The sequence below is a fragment of the Streptomyces sp. NPDC002144 genome (assembly GCF_053593695.1).
Genome location: NZ_JBSFDB010000014.1, coordinates 179,937 through 196,939, shown reverse-complemented (window position 1 = coordinate 196,939; position 17,003 = coordinate 179,937). Strand labels below are relative to the sequence as shown.

The 17,003-nt window shown below is 72.8% G+C and carries 20 protein-coding genes and 1 pseudogene; 8 read left to right on the top strand and 13 right to left on the bottom strand.

Features of this window, described 5'->3' with window-relative positions; genetic code table 11:
- The first annotated feature begins 56 nt into the window (after window positions 1-56).
- Together ACWCQ1_RS22755 and ACWCQ1_RS22750 are read left to right on the top strand one after the other, a co-directional pair.
- Window positions 57-905: a tetratricopeptide repeat protein gene (locus ACWCQ1_RS22755; protein ID WP_358593506.1), complete on the top strand. Its 849-nt coding sequence runs from the start codon at window positions 57-59 to the stop codon at window positions 903-905.
- A 70-nt stretch (window positions 906-975) separates the two neighbouring features.
- On the top strand, window positions 976-1,179 hold the full coding sequence (locus ACWCQ1_RS22750; RefSeq protein WP_133041186.1) for a hypothetical protein: 204 nt from the start codon (window positions 976-978) through the stop codon (window positions 1,177-1,179).
- A 20-nt stretch (window positions 1,180-1,199) separates the two neighbouring features.
- Here the strand turns inward: ACWCQ1_RS22750 and ACWCQ1_RS22745 are convergent, their stop codons facing one another.
- Both ACWCQ1_RS22745 and ACWCQ1_RS22740 read right to left on the bottom strand, forming a co-directional pair.
- Window positions 1,200-2,066, bottom strand: a complete 867-nt coding sequence (locus ACWCQ1_RS22745) for an LLM class flavin-dependent oxidoreductase (RefSeq protein WP_133041187.1) — start codon at window positions 2,064-2,066, stop codon at window positions 1,200-1,202.
- A 169-nt stretch (window positions 2,067-2,235) separates the two neighbouring features.
- Entirely contained in the window at window positions 2,236-2,394 is a 159-nt protein-coding gene (locus tag ACWCQ1_RS22740; protein ID WP_165954715.1) for a hypothetical protein, read from the bottom strand.
- A gap of 248 nt (window positions 2,395-2,642) precedes the next feature.
- On the opposite strand from ACWCQ1_RS22740, the gene ACWCQ1_RS22735 reads away from it, so the two are divergent.
- Window positions 2,643-3,167: a hypothetical protein gene (locus ACWCQ1_RS22735; RefSeq protein ID WP_133041188.1), complete on the top strand. Its 525-nt coding sequence runs from the start codon at window positions 2,643-2,645 to the stop codon at window positions 3,165-3,167.
- Here the strand turns inward: ACWCQ1_RS22735 and ACWCQ1_RS22730 are convergent.
- On the bottom strand, window positions 3,160-3,642 hold the full coding sequence (locus ACWCQ1_RS22730) for a hypothetical protein (protein WP_358593507.1): 483 nt from the start codon (window positions 3,640-3,642) through the stop codon (window positions 3,160-3,162). The two genes, ACWCQ1_RS22735 and ACWCQ1_RS22730, sit on opposite strands and share 8 nt — an antisense overlap.
- A gap of 545 nt (window positions 3,643-4,187) precedes the next feature.
- Window positions 4,188-4,874: an ANTAR domain-containing protein gene (locus tag ACWCQ1_RS22725; protein WP_133041189.1), complete on the bottom strand. Its 687-nt coding sequence runs from the start codon at window positions 4,872-4,874 to the stop codon at window positions 4,188-4,190.
- 260 nt (window positions 4,875-5,134) lie between these two features.
- Between ACWCQ1_RS22725 and ACWCQ1_RS22720 the strand changes: the two genes are divergently transcribed.
- The 4 genes and pseudogenes from ACWCQ1_RS22720 (at window position 5,135) to ACWCQ1_RS22705 (ending at window position 7,456) form a co-directional block, all read left to right on the top strand.
- A complete protein-coding gene (locus ACWCQ1_RS22720; RefSeq protein ID WP_451027215.1) occupies window positions 5,135-5,488 on the top strand; it encodes an STAS domain-containing protein in 354 nt (117 codons plus the stop codon).
- A pseudogene (locus ACWCQ1_RS22715) lies at window positions 5,485-5,985 on the top strand (anti-sigma factor RsbA family regulatory protein); the annotation flags it as partial. The gene ACWCQ1_RS22720 and the pseudogene ACWCQ1_RS22715, both read left to right, overlap by 4 nt.
- Window positions 5,960-6,424, top strand: a complete 465-nt coding sequence (locus ACWCQ1_RS22710) for an ATP-binding protein (protein ID WP_451027214.1) — start codon at window positions 5,960-5,962, stop codon at window positions 6,422-6,424. The pseudogene ACWCQ1_RS22715 and the gene ACWCQ1_RS22710, both read left to right, overlap by 26 nt.
- A 114-nt stretch (window positions 6,425-6,538) precedes the next feature.
- Window positions 6,539-7,456 carry a DUF4231 domain-containing protein gene (locus ACWCQ1_RS22705; RefSeq protein WP_133041192.1) on the top strand — a complete coding sequence of 306 codons (918 nt, stop codon included), beginning with the start codon at window positions 6,539-6,541 and terminating at the stop codon, window positions 7,454-7,456.
- A gap of 43 nt (window positions 7,457-7,499) precedes the next feature.
- Here the strand turns inward: ACWCQ1_RS22705 and ACWCQ1_RS22700 are convergent, their stop codons facing one another.
- The 5 genes from ACWCQ1_RS22700 to ACWCQ1_RS22680 all read right to left on the bottom strand — a co-directional run bounded on the left by ACWCQ1_RS22700 (window position 7,500) and on the right by ACWCQ1_RS22680 (window position 13,451).
- The gene (locus tag ACWCQ1_RS22700) at window positions 7,500-8,036 is read right to left on the bottom strand and encodes a hypothetical protein (protein ID WP_358593510.1); all 537 of its coding nucleotides are present in this window, start codon (window positions 8,034-8,036) and stop codon (window positions 7,500-7,502) included.
- Between the two features lie 132 nt (window positions 8,037-8,168).
- Window positions 8,169-9,206, bottom strand: coding sequence for a rod shape-determining protein (locus ACWCQ1_RS22695; RefSeq protein ID WP_133041193.1), 1,038 nt, complete (start codon window positions 9,204-9,206; stop codon window positions 8,169-8,171).
- A 248-nt stretch (window positions 9,207-9,454) separates the two neighbouring features.
- Window positions 9,455-10,882 carry a carboxyl transferase domain-containing protein gene (locus ACWCQ1_RS22690; protein WP_451027213.1) on the bottom strand — a complete coding sequence of 476 codons (1,428 nt, stop codon included), beginning with the start codon at window positions 10,880-10,882 and terminating at the stop codon, window positions 9,455-9,457.
- The gene (locus tag ACWCQ1_RS22685) at window positions 10,875-12,320 is read right to left on the bottom strand and encodes an acyl-CoA synthetase (RefSeq protein ID WP_451027212.1); all 1,446 of its coding nucleotides are present in this window, start codon (window positions 12,318-12,320) and stop codon (window positions 10,875-10,877) included. The genes ACWCQ1_RS22690 and ACWCQ1_RS22685 overlap by 8 nt, the downstream gene beginning before the upstream one ends.
- An 84-nt stretch (window positions 12,321-12,404) precedes the next feature.
- Window positions 12,405-13,451 (bottom strand): MerR family transcriptional regulator, encoded by a 1,047-nt coding sequence (locus ACWCQ1_RS22680; RefSeq protein WP_451027211.1) that lies wholly within the window; start codon window positions 13,449-13,451, stop codon window positions 12,405-12,407.
- Between the two features lie 139 nt (window positions 13,452-13,590).
- Here ACWCQ1_RS22680 and ACWCQ1_RS22675 point away from each other — a divergent pair, with 139 nt between their 5' ends.
- Window positions 13,591-14,463 (top strand): ATP-grasp domain-containing protein, encoded by an 873-nt coding sequence (locus ACWCQ1_RS22675; RefSeq protein ID WP_358593515.1) that lies wholly within the window; start codon window positions 13,591-13,593, stop codon window positions 14,461-14,463.
- A 9-nt stretch (window positions 14,464-14,472) separates the two neighbouring features.
- Here ACWCQ1_RS22675 and ACWCQ1_RS22670 read toward each other — a convergent pair whose 3' ends face one another.
- Genes ACWCQ1_RS22670 through ACWCQ1_RS22655 form a run of 4 tightly spaced genes read right to left on the bottom strand, consistent with a single transcriptional unit; the run spans window position 14,473 to window position 16,991 of the window.
- Complete coding sequence (locus tag ACWCQ1_RS22670) at window positions 14,473-15,063, bottom strand: hypothetical protein (protein WP_358593516.1); 591 nt, start codon at window positions 15,061-15,063, stop codon at window positions 14,473-14,475.
- Window positions 15,038-15,868, bottom strand: coding sequence for an FkbM family methyltransferase (locus ACWCQ1_RS22665; protein WP_451027210.1), 831 nt, complete (start codon window positions 15,866-15,868; stop codon window positions 15,038-15,040). Before ACWCQ1_RS22665 ends, ACWCQ1_RS22670 begins: the two co-directional genes overlap by 26 nt.
- Entirely contained in the window at window positions 15,865-16,089 is a 225-nt protein-coding gene (locus tag ACWCQ1_RS22660; RefSeq protein ID WP_133041199.1) for a Trm112 family protein, read from the bottom strand. Before ACWCQ1_RS22660 ends, ACWCQ1_RS22665 begins: the two co-directional genes overlap by 4 nt.
- Complete coding sequence (locus tag ACWCQ1_RS22655; RefSeq protein ID WP_451027239.1) at window positions 16,086-16,991, bottom strand: hypothetical protein; 906 nt, start codon at window positions 16,989-16,991, stop codon at window positions 16,086-16,088. Before ACWCQ1_RS22655 ends, ACWCQ1_RS22660 begins: the two co-directional genes overlap by 4 nt.
- Window positions 16,992-17,003 lie beyond the last annotated feature (12 nt).

The window sequence follows — 17,003 nt, the reverse complement described above, 5'->3', positions numbered from 1 at the left end:
CGGTGGTGGGCGGTGCGGTAGAATCGCGCGCGAATCTCTTGACTTCGGAGGCACGGGTGAGTGAGGGCGTTTTGGACTGGCGGCTGTTTCCGGCCGGTGTCTCCGTGGTCGAACTGATCAGGCGTGCGGAGGCCGCGCGGTCGCAGGGCGACCTGGTCAGTGCCGGGAACTGGTACTTCCACGCCAAACGCCGTGGAGCGGTGGGTGTCGGGGAGGGCATCTCGGCGCTCGTTCCCGGGTTGGAGTCCGCGGTGGCCCAGGGAAACGCGGATGCGAAGGCACTGCTTGCCGCGATTCTGCTGGATCGTCGGGATGATCTGCCCCGTGCTGCCCGCCTGTTCGGCGAGGCCGCCGACGCGGGCGTCGTCGAGGGAATGCGTGAGCTGGGATTCATGCTGACCAACGGCGTAGGTGTGGCCCGCGATCCCGCGCGGGCCAATGCCCTTTTCCGGGCAGCGGCCGACGCCGGCGACGGGTACGCCGCCTTCAATCTGGCGGTCAATCACTTTCAGGGTGTCGGTGGGCCGCGGAATTTCCGAGAGTTCTGGCGCCGGTTGCAAGCCGCTGCCGAACTCGGGATACCCGAGGCATGCGCCGTGCTGGGTGACCAGTTGGCCAAGAAGGGCGAAGACGGCGAAGCCCTCGTGCAGTATGTCAAGGCCGCGGAATCGGGACATGCTCCCGCGATGTTCGCAGCAGCCCGCCGCTACCGTGACGGCATCGGCTGCGAAGCGGATCCGGTACAGGCGGTGCGCTGGTTTCTCGCCATGCTCGACCGGGGCAACGGCGATGGAATCCATGAGGCGATCAGGATGGCGCCGTCCATGACAGCCGATCAGATCCGGGAGGCCGGGCGGCTGTCCGGCCGTGAATCCGAGGCGGAGTCCTTGCTCCGCCACTCGTGACCGAGGCCGTGACCGTGAATCCAGTCGCCGACATCCCGGTCTTCCCACCGACAGCCTGGAGGGCTGACGAATGTCGTACCTGATCACAGGGCTCATCGGTGTGCTCGCCGGGTTTCGGGCGCTTGGGCTGCGGCGGCGGCAGTTGGGGGCCGCCGACGCGCCGGCGTCCGCGTTTGTGCTTCGGCCCGCCTTTCTCGCCGTGGTCGCCGGGATCGCGATCGCGGGTGGGCTGTTTCTGGTGGCCGGTGGGGTCGCCGTCCTGGCGCAGGGGTGAACCGACCGGGGTGGGTCCGGTCAGCGGTGGGCCAGTACGGCTTCCAGCTGCCGTAGGGGCTCCGCGCCCGCGATGCGCAGGACGACCGTGTTCGCGCCGGCCGTCGCCAGGTCGTGGATGCGGGACGCGGCCTGGGGAGCCGGGCCCGAGACCGTGAAGACCTCCTCCTGCGGGCGGCCGAGCCAGGCGGCGTGGCCCTCGACGTGGGGACGCAGGGCGCGGGCCACCTCGTCGGGGTCGTCACCGACGGCCGCGAAGGCGAGGACCGTGAGGGTGTGGTCGGACGGCGCGCCGCCCTTCGAGACGAGCGCGCGGGCGTTCGTCAGGTCGGCGGGGCCGTGGCCCTCGGTGATCACCGTGCCGTCCGCGACCCGGCCGGAGAGTTCGAGGGAGCGGGGGCGTACGACGCCGGCGACGACCGGCGGGACCTCGGCCGGCGGATGGACGAGTTGGATCTCGTTCAGGTGGACCTCCCGGCCCGCCAGATCCAGGCGCTCGCCTCGCAGCAGGGTCCGTACCGACGTGATCGTCTCCTCCAGCAGGGCCAGCGGGGAGCGAGGGGCGACGCCCGCCTGGGCCATCCACTCCGGGACGCCGTGACCGATCCCGGCGACCAGCCGGCCGGGGAACACCCGGGCCAGGGTGGCCAGTTCCATGGCCAGCAGCGCCGGGCTGCGCAGGGGCGCGGGAGTGATGCCGATGCCCACCCGGACGCGTTCCGTCGCCGCCAGCGCCACGGCCGCCGCCGACACCCCGCCGTTCCAGCCGAGGTCCTCCACCACCCACAGGTCGTCCACGCCGAGTTCCTCGGCCCGCCGGGCGAAGCCGGGCAGGTCCTCCGGGGCCCAGTCGCGGTCGTACATCACGCCGATGCGTACGTTCGTCATGACGTTGGAACCTAGGCGCTGATGACATGTCGATCAACGGCGTATCCGGCCCGGGCGGGGGCGGGGCCGGGGCGGCGGTGGGGTGGTGCGGTTGTCGAGTGTTGGGAAAAGGCGGGCCAGAGCTCGCCGACACGCCTACGCTCGCGTCGAAGGAGGGTGCCATGGCCGCTCACGCGAAACCGATCGGGATGTGGTGGTTGATCACGCTGACGGCCGTGACCGCGGCGGTGATCGGAGTCGTCGTCGCCCAGGCCGACTCCGGTGAGGCCTCGCCGCCGGCGCCGGCCACGTCGACGTCCAGCACGCCGTCCGCGGGCGGGCCGAGCACGCTGAACACCTCTCCGTAGGCCCGTCGGTCCCGCCGGGCCGGCCGTGCGAGCTCCTGGCGGACTGGTTGCCAGTGGGTTGCCCAACGCCCAAGGAGTTCCCAGGCATTGGGCAATCGAGGGCCATGGCGCGGTAAGGCTTGGGCGAGGTAGTTGATTCTTTGGCCAACGGTTCTACCCGCATAGACCGTAAGAGTGCTGTCATGCCCACGACTGCCCGGACAACCCGGGCCGATCGTGGGAGACCCCCATGCGTGCCACGCGCCGCCTCACCGCCACGACCACGTCCCTCAGCCTCGGCGTCGCCGGACTGATCCTCAGCGCCGGCTCCGCCGCCCACGCCGCCGGCTGCTCGCAGGACTATCTGCCGCTGCCGGACCCGACCTGCCAGCCCGGCGCCTACAACCCCGACGTCACTCAGGCCACCATCGACTCCACGATCTGCGTGTCCGGCTGGACCGCCACCGTACGGCCGTCGACCTCGTACACCAACGCGCTCAAGGTCAAGCAGATAGCCGAGTACGGCTACGACGACACCAGTACGTCCGACTACGAGGAGGACCACCTCGTGCCGCTCGAACTCGGCGGCGCGCCCAAGAGCGAGCAGAACCTCTGGCCCGAGCCCCGTTACGGCGACGGGACCGCCGCGAGCAAGGACTCCGTGGAGAACAAGCTGAAGAAGGCCGTGTGCAACGGCACGGTGGATCTCGACGACGCGCGGGCGGCCATCGCGAGCGACTGGACCACCGCGTTGTCCTCGCTCGGCCTCAGCTGACCTCGGCGCGCAGACCGTCGCGCAGGCCGTCACGCAGGCGACGCAGGTCGTCGGCGTGACGGCCGAGGCCGTTCAGGCGCAGCCGCGCGGCCTCGGTACGGGGGTCGGGGTGCACCGTGAAGGCCAGGTTCAGGGACTCGCGCAGCATCCACAGGTCGTAGGCCAGCAGACGTGCGGCCCGGTCCTGGGCCAGGGCGAGGTCCGGGTCGGTCAGATGGAGATCCTGCAGGCGGGTGCGCAGACGGTGCAGGGCGATGCTCTGGCGGCCGCAGGCACGGGCCGTGAGGCAGGAGACGGGACCCGGTTCGCCGCAGGCGGCCACCGCCGCGTCGGCCGGCGACTGCGCGGCCACCGCCTCGTCCAGGACGGCGACCAGGGCCCGTAGCTGGGCCGGGCGGGGCGGCCGGGATGGGGTGGGACGGCGGGGGAGCTGCAGGAGGCGCGGGAGCCGTAGGGACAGACGGGGTGTGCACATGGCGCCCTCCGGGCGGGCCTCCAGTGTGCGCCTTCGGGGGCGGGGTGGGGGAAGATGCGGTGGGGGCCTTTCGGGGTGGCCGTTTCGCGGAGATCGTGTGGGAATGATCGTCCTGCATCCCGTTCTGTTTCTGTTCTGTTTCTGCTCTATTTCGTTCGGTTTCGTTTGGGCTGTTCGAGCTCGCCCGCTCCATTCCGTTTCGTTGCCGTGAGGGGTGGGGTTTCGCAGGGCCAGGGCGGACCGCGCGGTGACGGTGAGGGCCGGTGAGGGCCGGGCTGTCTCGGGGTCGCCCTCCTCCCCGGGGAGTAGCGGGTCATGCACCGTCTCCTGCCGGGGAGTTAGGACAGGTGACTTCGTGGGCACGATGTGCCGGGAAGGCGCGGGGACCAGGCTGGTTCACGTCAGCCGGAGGGACTTCCCAGGCCCGAGGAGGCGTCATGAACCGCCAGATCCGCGTCCGCGTCAACCGCCGCCCCAGCACGCCCCGCGACACCACCATCGACCGCAGGACACCCTCGGGCCGGATCCTGCCGTACTGACGGCCGTCATGAACTGCCGTGCAGACGGCGCGAGATCGCCGTACGAAGGGCTCGGCGCACGTCCTCCGGGGGAGGCGGGCCCTTGGACTCCGCCACGGCCACGACCGCGGCGGCGACCGCGCGCAGCTTGGTGTTGGAGTGCTGGGAGGCCTCCCGCAGGATGTCCCAGGCCTGTTCCGAGGTGCAGCCGTGCGTGGCCATCAGCACGCCGCGCGCCTGGTCGATGACCGGGCGGGAGACGATCGCCTGCCGCAACTGCTCGATCTCCACCCGTAGTTCGTCCAGCTGCTCCGCGCGCTCCAAGGCGACCGCGGAGGTGGTGCGCGGCTCCGCCGTCGGTTCGGACGCGTGCCGCAGCGGGTCCTCGGTGTCCAGCCCGACCAGCTCCAGGATCCGGCGCGGCTGCCCGTTCCAGCGCGTGGCCCGCACCGGGACGCGGTGCCGCCGGCCGTAGGCGTCGAGCAGGTCGAGGAACTGCAGCCCTGCCGTGTCCATGAAGACGACGTCCGTCATGTCCAGATCGACCCCGCTGACCCGGTCCGGGAGTTCCTCCAGTTTCCTGGCCAGGGTGTCCGCACAGCCCCTGACGAGCTCGCCGTGCGGAGTGAGCACGGCGTGCCCCTCCACCACACGGCCGTCGATGACCAGGGTGTTCAACCGCCCTCCGAGAGGTGTGTGTGCCGCAGAGGTCATGTCCGCCTCGCCGCTCCCGACAGTCGTCTCGACGTTGAGTCACCGATCGCCACCGGGTGTGGCCGCGAGGTTGTACCGGAACTCCGCGGGGACCCGGCGGTGCTGACAGACGCCTGCCCGAAGCGTGCCGGTGTATACCCCGCGACGGGGTACGAGCGGGGGAGTGGGCGGGGAATGACCGGCGCGTGTCGCGGGTACCCCCCAATCGTCCAGAAGACGGAAGGTAGGGTACGGAAGCCCGTGGTGGGAGAGGAGACCGCGTGGGTGTCCGGAACCGGGCTCCCCGCCCGGCCGAGGGCTCACCGCCGCGGCTGACGGTGTCCTCGCTGCCGGGGTGTGATGGGCTGCGCGTGGCGGGCGAAGTGGGCCTGGTGACGCGCGTCGACTGGGAGCGGGCCCTGGAGCGGGCCGTGCGCGAGGGCGGGCGGGTGTACCGGCTGGAGCTGTCGGCCGTGACCTTCGTCGACGTGGCTGGAGCGGGCGCGCTGGCGTCCGCCGCGGAGAACCTCGAGGAGGGCAGGAGGATCGTGCTGCAGCAACCGCCACCGACCCTGCGCCGCCTGCTGGACATGTTCTGGCCCGGGCTGCCGGCGATCGAGGTGCACACGCCATGACCGTCACGACCGAGCCCCACGCCCCCTTCGTCCACCCCGCGCTCTTCTACGCCGACGAGCGGGAGTACCTGGAGGGCACCGTCCCCTTCGTGCGGGCGGCCCTCGAGGCCGGTGAACCGGTCGCCGTCGCCGTGCCGACGGAGAACCTCCGGCTGATCCGCGACGGCCTGGGGGCCGACGCCGACGGCGTGCGGCTCCTGGACATGCGGGAGGCCGGCCGCAACCCCGGCCGGATCATCCCCGGCGTGCTGCGGGCCTTCACCGACGCCCAGCCCTCCGGCACCCGCGCCCACATCATCGGCGAGCCGATCTGGGCCGGCCGCAGCGCCACCGAGTACCCCGCCTGCGTCCAGCACGAGGCGCTGATCAACGCCGCCTTCCAGGGTCGCACGGCGACCATCCTGTGCCCGTACGACACCCGGCGGCTGGCCCCCGAGGTCATCGCCGACGCCTACGCCACACCCCACCCTCGTGCGCGGCGGCTCCGGCGCGGCGGAGAACAGCAGCGCGTACGCTCCCGGCGAGATCGTCGCCCGCTACAACGAACCCCTGCCGCCGGTCCCGGACGCCCCGGTGTTCGCCGTCCGGGCCGCCTCCCTGAGCGAGGTGCGCCACCTGGCCGTGGCCGAGGCCGCCCGGCTGGGCCTCCCGTCCGCGCGGCTCGAGGACCTGGCCCTGGTCGCCGCCGAACTGGCCACCAACAGCGTGGTGCACGGCGGCGGTTCGGGCTCGCTGCGGGTGTGGGCGGAGGGCGACTCGGTGCTGTGCGAGGTGCGGGACGCCGGCCGCCTCACCGACCCCCTGGCCGGCCGCCGCCCCGCCTCCCGCGACCAACGCGGCGGCCGCGGCCTGCTGTTGGTCAACCTGGTCGCCGACCTGGTCCGCCTGCACAGCGACGACGAGGGGACGACGGTGCGCTGCTGGTTCGGGCGCTGACGGCTGTCGCGAACCTCCGCCGCGCGGGACTGGCTTCCGTACGCATTCACTTTTTACGCTGGAAGCCGGGGGCGCGCGGAGACTCGGGGGCGCGCAGTGGACTCAGGGGGCTTCATGGGAGCTGCGACATCTCCCGTACCGAGCACGACACTGAGCGCTCAGGATCTGCCACCGCTGTTCCGGGTGAGTGACCAGTGGGCGCTTCGTCATCAGAATGAATCGTTCCGGGCCGTCCGCACTCACCTCATCGTGCTTCTCCTGGCCACCACGGCCGCCGCGCTGACCGAGCGTGCCTCCGGGCATGTGTGGACGGTGTGCGCCGCCGCGCTGTACGCGGCGACGATCGCCCTCGGGCTGCGCACCTCGCGCCGCCGCTCCCGGGCCCACTGGCAGGCGCACCGGGCGGCGGCGGAAGTGCTGAAGTCGCTGGCCTGGCAGTACATGGTGCACGGCGGCCCCTTCCACTCCCGGGTCGCCGACCCGGACGCCGTGTTCGCGGCGCGGCTGGAGGAGCGGCTGCGGGAGCTGCGCAGCTGCGGCTGGGAGGACTCCCGGGGCGGGCCGTGGGAGCGGGGCGAGGGGCAGATCACTCCGCAGATGCGGGCCGTACGGGCCAAGTCGTTCGCCGCGCGCCGGGACATCTATCTGCGCGACCGGCTCCTGGAGCAGACCGTCTGGTACAAGAACCGGGCCTCGCGGGCGCATCGCGCCGCCGCCCGCTGGTCGGCCGTCACCGCGGTCCTGACCCTGCTGGCGCTGACGACGGCCATGCTGCGTGCCTTCGGACTGATCGGGGGCGCGGACCTCGCGGGACTGCTGAGCGCGGCCGCGGCAGCGGGCGTCGCCTGGCAGGAGGTACGGCGGCACGGACCGCTGACCCACGCCCACTCCCTCATCGAACAGGACCTGGAGACGGCCCGGATCGCGATGTCCACCACGGTGACGGAGGCGGGGTGGGCCGACGCGGTGGGGGAGGCGGAGCGTCTGATGTCACCGGCGCACACGGAGTGGCTGGTGCGGTTCGGAAGTTGAGGGCAATCGACGGCAGTCGGTGGCAGGGGACAGCGGGTGCACGTCAGTCCCGGTGCACGCCGTCCCGCCACAGCACCGTCACCGGCACCCCCGTGCGCCGCGCGTACGCCACGATGTCGCCCGTGCCGCCCGGGCCGCGGGCCGGGCGGCCGTCCCAGACGGCGATCAGGCGGTCGGAGTGGTCCACGATCCAGCGGCCCGCCGCGAAGTACGCCTCCTCGTGCGTCGGTTGGAGGGGCAGGTCGACGCGGGTCGCGCAGGAGCCCAGGAGCCTGCGGTACGTGTTGCGGGTCTCGGCGTCGCCCAGATGGGCCTCGTAGTCCATGCCCGGAATCACCGCCGTCACCGGGACGCCGTGGGCCAGTGCGATGTCCGCGAACAGCTGGTCGGCGCCGGCCGCGAGACTGCTGATGGCCTCCAACTCGACGCCCCCGGCACTGAATTCGCGCCGCAGGGCGGACCGGACGTAGGGCAGGACGGACGGCGGGATCGAGCGGTGTCCGGTCACGCCGATGCGGGTGACGCTGAGGCGGGGGGCCGCGGCCGCCGCGTCGAGGAACTGGGTGGTATGGATTGTCACGGAGCGTCCCCTCCCGTCACCATCGGTGAATACACCCTAGCCCAGGGCGACATGGCGCGCACGGGGCGCACCGGCTCACATCCGGTCACCGCCGGGGCCGGGTGGCCCATGGTGGACCCGGGTCCTCGAGGCTCAGGCGGCCAGCGGGTCGAGGACCAGCGGCTCGATCTTGCCCTCCAGCATGTACCCCAGGCCCTGTACGGCGCACACGTCCGGCCGTTCGGCGATGTGCACCGGCATGCCGGTGGCTGCGCGGAGCATCTGGTCGAGGCCGGGGAGGAGGGCGGAGCCGCCGACCATCATGATTCCGCGGTCGGCGAGGTCGGCGACCAGGTCGGGCGGGCAGTCGCGCAGGACGCGTCCGATGCCGTCGAGCACGGCGGTCAGGGGTGTCTCGATGGCGTCCCGTACGGCGGCGGTGTCGACCCGCACGGAACGGGCGAGGCCGGTGGCGACGTCCCGTCCGTGGATCTCGGTGGAGGCGGGCCCCTGGAGGGTGAGGCCGTTGCCGGAGAGGGCGAGCTGCAGGGGCCGTACGGACTGGCTGGGCAGCATCAACTCGTGCTCGTGGCGCAGATGTTGGACGATGGCGTGGTCCACGGCCTCACCGCCCACGGGGATGCGCTCGGCGGTCACGATGGAGCCCAGTGACAGCACGGCCACCTGGGTGGCCGCGGCCCCGCACACCATGATCATGGTGGCTTCCGGGCGCTCCACGGGCAGCCCGCACCCCACGGCGGCGGCGATGAGGGTGTCCACCAGCTCCACGCGCCGGGCGCCGAGCCCGACGAGCGTCTCGATGGCGGCCCGCTGGGCGAGCGGATCGGCGTCGTGCGGGGTGCACGCCGCCGCGCGCAGGAAGGGCTTGCGGCGCAGGGTGCGGCGGACCTTGTCGCCGAGCAGGTGCCGGAGCATGCGCTGCGCCATCTCGATGTCGACGACGGTGCCGCCGGAGACGGGGCGGACGACGCGGATGTAGTGCGGGGTGCGGCCCGTCATCTTCTCCGCGTAATCCCCGACGGCGATCAGGGCGCCGGTCCTGGTGTTCACGGCGGCTGCGGAGGACTGGTCGACGACAAGTCCGGTGCCCTTCACGTAGACGCGGGTCCGGGCCGCCCCCAGGTCTACGGCGAAATGGCAGCGGCGCAGCTGCTCCAGACTGGCGGTCATGGCGGGTCCTCCCGAGAGCACAGACCGTGGGGACCGCCGGGTGGGCGGACCTCGTTCCTCGGCCCGCCGAGCGGCGGGCCTCACTGGAATCGTGCGGGGGCGGGAGTGGCGGCGCCGCTTGGAGGGGGCCGGGTGGGGTGCGGCTGAATGGGGGTTTTGCGGTATATAGAAACATGTAAAGAAGAAATAAAGGCCGCTGGTTCCGGTCCGCGCCGAGGGACCGACAATGACGGTTTCCTTTACGCCTTTCACATCCCATGGCCGCGCGGTGGCGGCCCCGAGATGCCGCGGATGACGCCCAGGTCCACCAAGTCCTGGGGGCGGATGCGGAGTTGGTCGGCGGTCGGTTCGGCCTGTTGCGGTGGGCGTTTCAGGATCGCGGCCGCGAGTTCCGGTGCGATGACGGAGAAGTAGCCGTCCGGGGTGGCGTAGGTGTTGCCGGGGGCCGCCAAGGCCAGCGCGCCGCCGGAGCCGCCCTCGCCGATGACCAGGGTCGTGATCGGGGTGCGGGCGGCGGCCACCGCGCCGAACACTTCCGCGATCGCCGCCCCGGCGCCCTGTCGCTCGGCCTCCGCGTCATTCGCGGCGCCAGGGGTGTCCACCAGGGTCAGGACGGGGATCCCGAGCCGGTCCGCGAGACGGATCAGCCGGGCGGCGGTGCGGTAGCCGGCGGGCCGGGTCGCGGTGCCGGCCTGCGCGGCGAAGGCGACGGTACGACCGTCCCGTTCGCCGAACCCGCAGAGCATCCCGGGATCGGTGCCACCGCACCGGTCACCGCTGAGAGCGAGGCGACGGGTGAAGTATGCGTCCAAGTACGCTTCGGCGCGCGGGCGTTGAGGCGAACGAGCCCGTTGTACGGCCTCCCAGCCGGTGCGTGGGAGGTCGCCGGCACCCAGGGCGTGGGGCACGGGGGCGGGCTCGGTGCCGGACCGGGGTACTGGTGTGTCACCCACCCCGCCGAAGGCACGCCCGCCCGTCCCCCGCCGCTTCCCCCCGTCCGTCAGCAACCGCAGCCACAGGCCCAGTATTTCGCGCAGTTCCGTCGCCGGTACGACCACGTCCGCCGCGCCGTTCGCCACCTGGGCCTCCGCCGTGTACGCCGACGGGTCCGCATCGGGTGGACGCACCCGGGAGCCGGCGAAGCCGACCTGGGCATCGGGGAGCGCGAGGACGATGTCCGCACCGGCACCCAGGGTGGCCCAGCCGCCGCCCGTCGTCGGGTCGCGCAGAACGGCGATCTGGGGCAGTCCGGCCTCTCGCGTGAGCGCCGACTGACGGGCCACGCGCTGGAGTTGGGTCAGGGCGAGCATGCCCTCCTGCATGCGGCTGCCGCCGGTGGCGACCAGGGGGACGACCGGCAGACCCTGTTCGCGGGCGTGGCCGTACGCCGCCTCCAGCCGGTCGCCGGTGCGTTCGCCGAGCGAGCCGCCGAGGAAGCCGAACTCGAAGGCGATCAGCACCGCCCGGGTGCCCAGGACGCTCGCGGTGCCGCAGACCACGGACTCCGACTCGCCGGTGCGCTCGGCGGCGCGGGCGCGTGAGGCGTCGTAACCCTGCCAGGCGAGGGGGCCGTCGGGGGCGGACTCCCGGGTGGGGGAAGGGAGTTCGGTGAAGGTGGCGGGGTCCGTGAGCAGTGCGAGGAACTCTCGGGCCGAGAGGCGTTCGGTGTCAGTCACGGGTCAGGGCCCGCTTCATGATCTTGCCCATGTCGTTGCGGGGGAGCGAGGAGAGGAAGTGCACGACTCGGGGGCGCTTGTGGGGGGCGAGGCGGCGGGCGACATGATCCGCCAACTCGCTGTCGGGCGGGGGTGACTGGGGATCCGCCGGTACCACCCAGGCCACGATCCGCTCGCCCAGGTCCGCGTCCGGCTCCCCGGTCACCGCCGCCTCCCGGACCCCCGGGTGCTCCAGCAGCGCGTTCTCGATCTCCCCGGCGCCGATCTTGTAACCCCCGCTCTTGATCAGGTCGGTGGCCTTGCGGCCGACGATCCGGACGTAGCCGTCGGGGTCGCGCACCGCCATGTCGCCGGTGCGGAACCAGCCGTCGGCGGTGAAGGCCCCGGCGGTGGCGTCGGGCCGGTTGAGGTAGCCGGTGAAGAGGTTCGGGCCGCGCACCTGGATCTCGCCCACGGTCTCGCCGTCGTACGCCGTGATCGGCGTCCCGTCCTCCTCCACGAGGCGCAGGTCCACGCCCGGCAGCGGCAGGCCGACGGTGCCGGGGCGCGGCTCGCCGTCCGCCCGGACGCTGGTGTTCATCAGCGTCTCCGTCATGCCGTAGCGCTCAACGACCCGCTGTCCGGTCGCCGCCGTGATGCGCTCGTGGTCGTGCACGGGGAGGGCCGCGGAACCGGAGACGAGCAGCCGGGCCCGGCCCAGCGCCCGGGCCAGCTCCGGTTGCTCCGGCAGGGCCTGGGCGATGCGGTGGTACATCGTCGGTACGCCGAACAGCATGGTGGCGCCGTTGTCGAGCTCGTGCGCCACGCCCTCGGTGGTGAAGCGGCCCAGGTGCCGGACCGAGCCGCCGCGCCGGAGCGGGCCGAGGATGCCCAGCACCAGGCCGTGCACATGGAACAGCGGCAGCCCGTGCACGAGGACGTCGTCGCCGGTCCACTGCCAGGCGTCGGCGAGCGCGTCCAGGGTGTGCGCGATCGCCCGGCGGGGGATGACGGCGCCCTTGGGTGGGCCGGTGGTGCCGGAGGTGTAGACGACGAGGGCGGGGTCCTCGTCGGCGACGGCGGGGGAGGGGAGCGTGCTGCCGGCGCCGGTGACCTCGACATCCAGGCGCGGCAGGTCCCGTACCGGCGAGGGGAGTTCGTCGCCGGGCGCGGCCAGGACCAGGACCGGTGCGCTGTCGGACAGGATGTGCCCGAGCTCCTTCTCGCCCGACTTCGGGTTGAGCGGCACCGCGGCCACCCCGGCGCGCAGCGCGGCGACCACCGCGACGGCGGTCTCCAGCGCGGGCGTGGCCCACACCGCGACCCGGCTGCCGGCGGGCAGCCGCGCCGCCAGGGCACCGGTCGCGCCCGCCAGCTCCGCATACGTCATCGACCGGTCGCCGAACCGCAGGGCGACCTGCCCGTCCGGGCTCTCCAGGGCCGGGAAGAGAGAGGACACGCGATCTCCTGTCCGTGTGCACGCGAGCGTTGAGTCCGGTCAGAACTGGACCCTACCCACGAGTGACGGACCGGGTGCGGGCGCCTACACCGTCACCACGTCCGCCACCACACAGCTGACGTTGTCCGGGCCGCCCGCCGCGTTGGCCTCCGTGACCAGGCCGTGGGCCGCCTCGGCGGGCGTCCGCGCGCCGGCCAGGAGGGTACGTACGCGGGCGTCGGGGACGACCGTGGGGAGGCCGTCGGAGCACAGCAGGTAGCGGTCGCCGGGCCTCGCCTCGTGCAGCCCCAGGTCCGGGGTGCCGGTGGTGAGGGCCTTGAGGAGCAGGGCGCGCTGCGGATGGGCCGTCGCCTCCTCCGGGGTGAGACGGCCCTCGTCGATCAGCGACTGGACCATCGTGTGGTCGTGCGTGATCCGGAACAGCCCGCCGTCGCGGAGCAGGTAGGCGCGGCAGTCGCCGATGTGGACCAGGGCGAGCCGGGATCCCGTCCAGAGAAGGGCGGTCAGGGTGGTGCCGTTCTCGTCGGCGCCGTCGGACACGTCACGGACCGCCTCGGTCGCGGCCCGCACCGCCTCCTCCAGCACGTTCAGGACGTCCCCCGCCGGCAGCTCGTCCGTGTCCAGGAAGCGCAGGGCCGCCACAGCCGCGCTGCTCGCGGGTGCCCCGGCCGGCCCGTAACCGTCGGCCACCGCGAGCAGCCGCGCCCCCGCGTACGCCGTGTCCTGGTTGGCGGGGCGCACCCGGCCGGGGTGGGAGTGGGCGGAGTAGCGCAGTTCCAGCATGTCGGTGTCCTTCCCCGGCTCCCGCAGGAGCTCCTCGACGAGGAACGCGGCGAGGTCCCGCCGTACCGCCGTCTCCGCCTCCACCCGCGACCAGTACGCGCGGATCTCCCGGGCCGCCTCCGCCGGCCGTAGCGCGCACACCTCGCGGATACGGGCCAGCGGCATCCCCAGCCGTCGCAGCCAGGCCACCAGCCGGGCCTGTTCCAGCTGGTCGGGCGCGTAGTAGCGGTAGCCGGTGTCCGGGTCGACGCGGGCCGGACGCAGCAGGTCCAGCTCGTCGTACAGGCGCAGCGCCTTCGGGGACAGCCGGGAGGCCCTGGCGAAGGCACCGATCGTCAGCAATCCCATGTCATTTCCATCCCCGCCCCTTTCGCTCCCCGCCCCGATGCTGGGGCTTCCCCGAGGGGGAAGGTCAAACCGGTTGCCGTGGTCGTGGCCGTCCTGGTTAGCCTGCGATGGTCCGTCCCGCACCCGAACGGAGTCCCCTGTGCCCCGCATCGCCCTCGCCACCTACGATTCCCGGCCCCAGCCCAATCGCGACCGCGACCTGCCCGTGCTGCTGGCCGCGCTGCGCGAGGCGGGGGCCGAGGCGGACGCCGTGTGCTGGGACGACTCCGAGGCCGACTGGGCCGCGTACGACCTGGTCGTCATCCGCTCGACCTGGGACTACAGCTGGCGCGCGGACGAGTTCGTGGCCTGGGCGCACAAGTGCGGCACGGCCACCCGGCTCGCCAACCCGGCCGAGGTGGTGCGCTGGAACACCGACAAGCGGTACGTCGGCGACCTCGCCGCGGCCGGCGTGCCCGTCGTCCCCACCCGCTACCTCGCCCCCGGCGACGCCCCGGACCTCCCCGAGGACCACGAGTACGTCGTCAAGCCCACCTCCGGCGCGGGCGCCCGGTATGCCGCGCGCTACACGCCCGGGCAGCACGAGGAGGCCGTACGGCATCTCGCGCGCATGCACGAGGAGGGGTTCACGGCGATGGTGCAGCCGTACATGCGGGCCATCGACACCGGAGGTGAGCGCGCGCTGCAGTTCTTCGGCGGCCGTCTGCTGCACGCCAGCCGCAAGCGGGCCGTCCTCGAACCCGGTGCCGCCTACGACGCCGACAAGGTGCCCCACCCCGACCTGGAGCCCTGGACGCCGACCCCGGCCGAACTCGCCGTCGCCGAACGCGCCCTGGCCGCCGTACCGGACGCGCCGGAGCTGCTGTACGCGCGCGTGGACCTCGTGGACGGGGACGACGGGCAGCCGCGGGTGATGGAACTGGAGCTGGTGGAGCCGAACCTGTTCCTGTTCCTGCATCCGGGGTCGGTGGAGAAGGTCGTGGCGGCGGTGCTGGAGGCGGCCGGCGGGTGAGCCGGCGGCTCAGCCGTTGACGGTCACCCGCTGCAGCAGGCCCCAGGTGAACTCCGCGACCACCTCCCGCCGTGTCCCCTCCTCGTCCGGGGCCGTGAACGCCAGGCCCCAGCGGGTGGGGGCCGTGCCCTCCAGGGGGCGGGCGGGGGCGAAGGCGCGGGCGGTCTCGTCGACCGTGCAGGACCAGGGGGTCAGGTCGGCGATGGTCCTGAGCAGCGGTCCTTGGGCGTGCGGCGCGCGGACCAGCCACTCGTTCCAGACCGCGCCGTTGGGGGCGAGCAGGACCTCGAAACGCAGGTCGGGCCAGAGGGGCACCGGCCACAGCAGGGCCTCGCAGTCCAGGTCGCCGATCCGGCGCTGCACCACCGACTCGGGTGCGCCCAGGACGGAGCGGTAGCGGGAGGCGGCCGCACGGGATCGGGGGGAGCGCAGCATCGCCTGCCAGCGCTTGTTGGCCTCCCGCATGTCCGCGATGGAGACGCCCAGCGTGTGCCGGGCGTCCTCCACCAGGTCCGGGTTGTGGTCGGCCATGCGGCGCAGCAGGACCAGCTGGAAGTCGAGGGGTGTGAAGGGACTAGCGGGGCGCTTCGCGGACGGCATGTCCTCCATGGTCGCCCAGGCCACTGACACCGGGGCGGCGGCCGTCCGGGAGGAACAGGACCGAGTTGACGTAGCGGGGGTGGCTGCGGAAGGGCAGGACGCGGCCCAGCAGGCCCTGGGCGACGACGTGCTGGACGGACGCCTGGTGGGCCTCCAGGGGGAAGCGGGCCAGGGGGACCCAGCTGGTGCCGGGCAGCACCCAGCCGTCGTAGCCGAGCAGCGACAGGTACGTCACCACCGGGGCGATCGGCTGGATGCGGGACTCCAACTCCACGAACAGCGCCGGGCGGTCGCGGGACAGCACACCGGTAGCGCCGCGCAGGACGGCCAGTTCGTTGCCGTCCACGTCGATCTTGATGAAACCGACCTCCCGCAGGCCGAGTTCGTCGAGGGTGACGCACGGGACGTCCAGGGCGCGGGCGTGGATGTCCCGGCGGACCAGGGAGGACACACCCCGGTCGCCCGCGTCGTCCGGGGGCAGCCACAGCCGGGCGATGCCGGGGCGGTCGGAGGCGGCGGCCTGGACGACCCGGACGTTCGGCGGGGCGGCGGAGGTCAGCAGCCGGGCCAGGTGCGGGACCGGCTCGACGGTCACCACCCGGTGGGCCCGTCTCGCCAGACGGCGGGTCCAGGGGCCGTACCAGCCGCCGACGTCCACGGCCGTCCGGCAGTCGGCCGGACACAGTTCACCGAGACGGGCCAGCTCGGGCTCGAAGCGCGGGTAGACGGCCCGGGCGGTGGCGGCGACCAGGCGGACGGGAAGGAGGGGGGCCAGCCGGGCGGCCACCGTGCGGGAATCGGTCACTGGGCCATCCGTTTCAGCAAAGCCTCGTGCTCGTCGTCCGACACCTGCTCACCGGAGGAGGGCAGCAGCTGCGGGATGCCGTCGACGACGGGGTAACGGCGGTGCAGGCGCGGGTTGTAGAGGGCTTCCTCGGCCGCCGGCCCGTCCGGTACGAGCAGGTGCAGCGGGCCCTTGTCCAGCGGGCAGGCCAGGATCCGCAGCAGCGGGTCGTCGGGGTTCATGGTGTCAACTCCTTGGCACCGATGGGGGGTTGTTGTGGTGCGGTGTCGTGCTTGGGCATGGCCAGCAGGACGGAGACGGCGAGCGCGGTACCCGCGAGGCGCAGGGCGAGGCGCAGCGGGTCGTGGGGGAGCGCCTCGCCGAACGACAACGTGCCGATCACGGCGGTGTAGAGACAGGTCACCGTCGTGCACACCGGCACGATCAGCGAGGCCCGGCACCGCTGCAGCGCGGCCTGCGACATGACGAGGCCGAACGCGCCGGTGAACATGAGGATGTACGGATACGGAGAGCGCAGTACGTCAACGACCGCGACCCCCAGCCCACTTGTGGTCAGGTAGCTCGACACGCCCTTGATCGCGAGTGAGCTGACGCCGTACAGCAGACCCACCGCCACGCCGTACTCCACGCCGGTCGTCGGCGCGCGGTGCCGGTGCCGGGAACGGCGCTCGGCGGCGCCGTACAGCCACACGCCACCCGCCAGCGACGGCACGCACACCAACAGGATCAGCTGGTACGGGGCGCTGCGGCTGACCGTGTCCGAGCCCTCCTTGAGCGAGAGCACGACCATCAGCAGGGCCGCGAGGATCGCGCCGAGGGCGTACCGCTCCCGGCCCGTGGTCTCCTCGCCCAGCAGCCGGGCGGAGAGCAGCACCAGGAGCACCAGGCCGGAGACGAAGATGCCCTGGGCGGCGGCGATCGGGAGCGTCCGGTAGACGACGAGCTGTGCGCCGAAGCCGGAGGCGAGGGCCAGGGAACCGCCGATCCACAGCGGACTGCCCAGCACCAGCCGCAGCAGCCGGGCGGGCTGTCGGATCGACACCTCGGGCAGCGAGGTCAGGGCCCGCTTCTCCAGGACGAAACCGAGGCTGTACAGGGTGTTCGCCATCAGGGCCGCGATCACTCCCCACCACAT